Source organism: uncultured Eudoraea sp., assembly GCF_947258525.1.
In the GTDB taxonomy this organism is placed as follows: domain Bacteria; phylum Bacteroidota; class Bacteroidia; order Flavobacteriales; family Flavobacteriaceae; genus Eudoraea.
Map to the genome: position 1 here is coordinate 1 of NZ_CAMYIP010000141.1, position 2,202 is coordinate 2,202.

The following is a 2,202-nucleotide window of genomic DNA, read 5'->3' on the forward strand; positions in this document are numbered from 1 at the left end:
CATAATGTCCACTTCATCGTTCATAACCATGTTCACCGCGGTCTCATAATCCTTAGTAGTAACGAGCTCAACCTTTGGAGCCAGTTTTTCTACAAAACGCTGACTTGTTGAACCATCTAATGCTGCAACCTTAATTGTGGGGCGGTTTATTTCAGTCATTTCATCCAGAGCAGATAGTCTTTTAGATTTAGCCAGTATCGACTTCCCGGACACTATGTATGGACCTACAAAAGTGGCCTTTAAATTGCGCTCCGGCGTTATAGTCATACCAGACATAATCACATCTATTTCACCTTTTTCCAACGCCGGTAAAAGTTCTGAAAAAGGTTTTACAACAAACTTCAATTTTAAATTCATTGCGTCTGTTAATAGCTTAGCCAATTCTACTTCATAGCCCATCAGTTCTCCGTCCTTAGATTTCACAGTAAAAGGGGGTTGGCTGCCACTAGTTCCTACTCGTAACTCTCCGCTTTTCAGAATTCGATTCAGCACCTTACCATCCTGGGAAAACATTAATGTTGGGATAAGAAGGATGATAATGAACATTACAAACCTTTTGCTTATTAATAACATGATTTTTACTCCTTTATTTATTGATTCGATTTCTATATAACTATTAAAAACTTTGCATAATATATATAAGGCCATGTTAAATAAAGTTCAGCTCAAATAAAAATACTGAACTTGCTAATTAAGTTTAATTTATTCCGAGTGCATTCCCCAGAACAGTGGCTAGGCCTAGAAAGCTGAGAAATCCAAACACATCAGTTACGGTAGTTAAAACAATTGAAGATGACTGTGCCGGATCCTGTCCAAATGCTTTCAGCATTATAGGAATAACAGCTCCTGCCATCCCCGCAATGACCATTGAAATAATCATAGATACACCAATCACAATGGGTAACCCGGTTGACCCCGTCCAAAAATAAACTATAACTGCGGTAGTCAGAGCGACAACAACTCCATTTATAAATCCAACAGCTATTTCCTTCCGCGCAATTTTAAACCAATGGCGTGATCTAATTTCTCGAAGAGCCAGACCACGAATTGTAACAGCCAAAGCCTGTGAGCCGGTGTTACCCGATTGACCTGCAACAACCGGTAAAAAAACAGCTAATACTGTCACTCGTGCTATAGTGTCTTCAAACATTCCCACAACAGTTGCTGCAAGAAACGCAGTAGCCAGATTTATTTCTAACCAGGGAAGGCGTTTTCGAACAGCAAATGATACCTTAGATAAAGCCCTCTCATCCCTACCAGCACCAAACATTGCCTGTACATCTTCTGTTGCATCTTGTTTAGTAGCATTAACTAATGTGTCGTATCTAATTACTCCCAGGAGTTTGTTTTCAAAATCTACAACAGGCAGGTTAATCAACTTTCGCTCTTCTAAAAGTTTAACAACATCTTCACGCGGTGATATTGCATTTATTGCAACCGGCGTAGAGTGAATGAGATTTCCCAGAATTTCACTATGCTCTGATACAACTAAATCCTGAAGCGGAATAACTCCAAGTAAAGAACCTTCAGTATCTATAATATAAACGTTTACGATACGACGATCTTTTACACCCCTTAATCTTTTCAATACATCCTCAACTGTATCCTCAGGATAAAAGGTTGTCACTTTCGTATCGATAAGATATCCCGCAGTTTCCGGGGGATACAACATTAATTCTCTTAATTCTTTATTTAGATTAGCTGGTAGTAACAATAACCTGCTTTCAACAATATTTTTATCAAGACGTGATAATAATCGCGCAGCTAAATTGGGATCCAGCCTGGGAAATAGTTGAGAAAATAATTCCACGCTCATTTTTGCTGCCACTCCTGCAGCAGTGTCAGGATTAATACCTGAAAAAACTCTTGAAGCAATATCGATAGGTTGCCCGCTTATGTAGTGTAAAATTTCTTCTTCCTTAAATTTGCTGATGAGCTTAGCTGCTTCGTGGGGATATAGAATAAAATAATTATTAATGATTTTTTGCACTGCAGTTGAAGAGTTTGTTGCCATTATACTTCCTTTCCGGTTATAAATTTATTTCCTCATTTTACGTTCTTCATTTCCCCTGTCAGCCGTACTATACATAAGGCCCGATAATCCAATTCTGTATAGTTCACCAAGTGCATTTCCAGCAAGAACAGCCTGCTCGGGTTTTTTTCTATTTTTACTAATTTCCAACCTTGTAATCTCTCCATGAT

The 2,202-nt window shown here is 38.5% G+C and carries 2 protein-coding genes; both read right to left on the reverse strand.

The annotated features are described in order from the left end of the window. A partial coding sequence (locus Q0X89_RS10575; RefSeq protein WP_297693908.1) for a transporter substrate-binding domain-containing protein occupies positions 1 to 546 on the reverse strand: 546 nt, incomplete at its 3' end. Positions 547 to 697: 151 nt separating this feature from the next. Beyond that, the gene (gene mgtE, locus Q0X89_RS10580) at positions 698 to 2,014 is read right to left on the reverse strand and encodes a magnesium transporter (RefSeq protein ID WP_297693910.1); all 1,317 of its coding nucleotides are present in this window, start codon (positions 2,012 to 2,014) and stop codon (positions 698 to 700) included. Between the last annotated feature and the right edge of the window lie 188 nt (positions 2,015 to 2,202).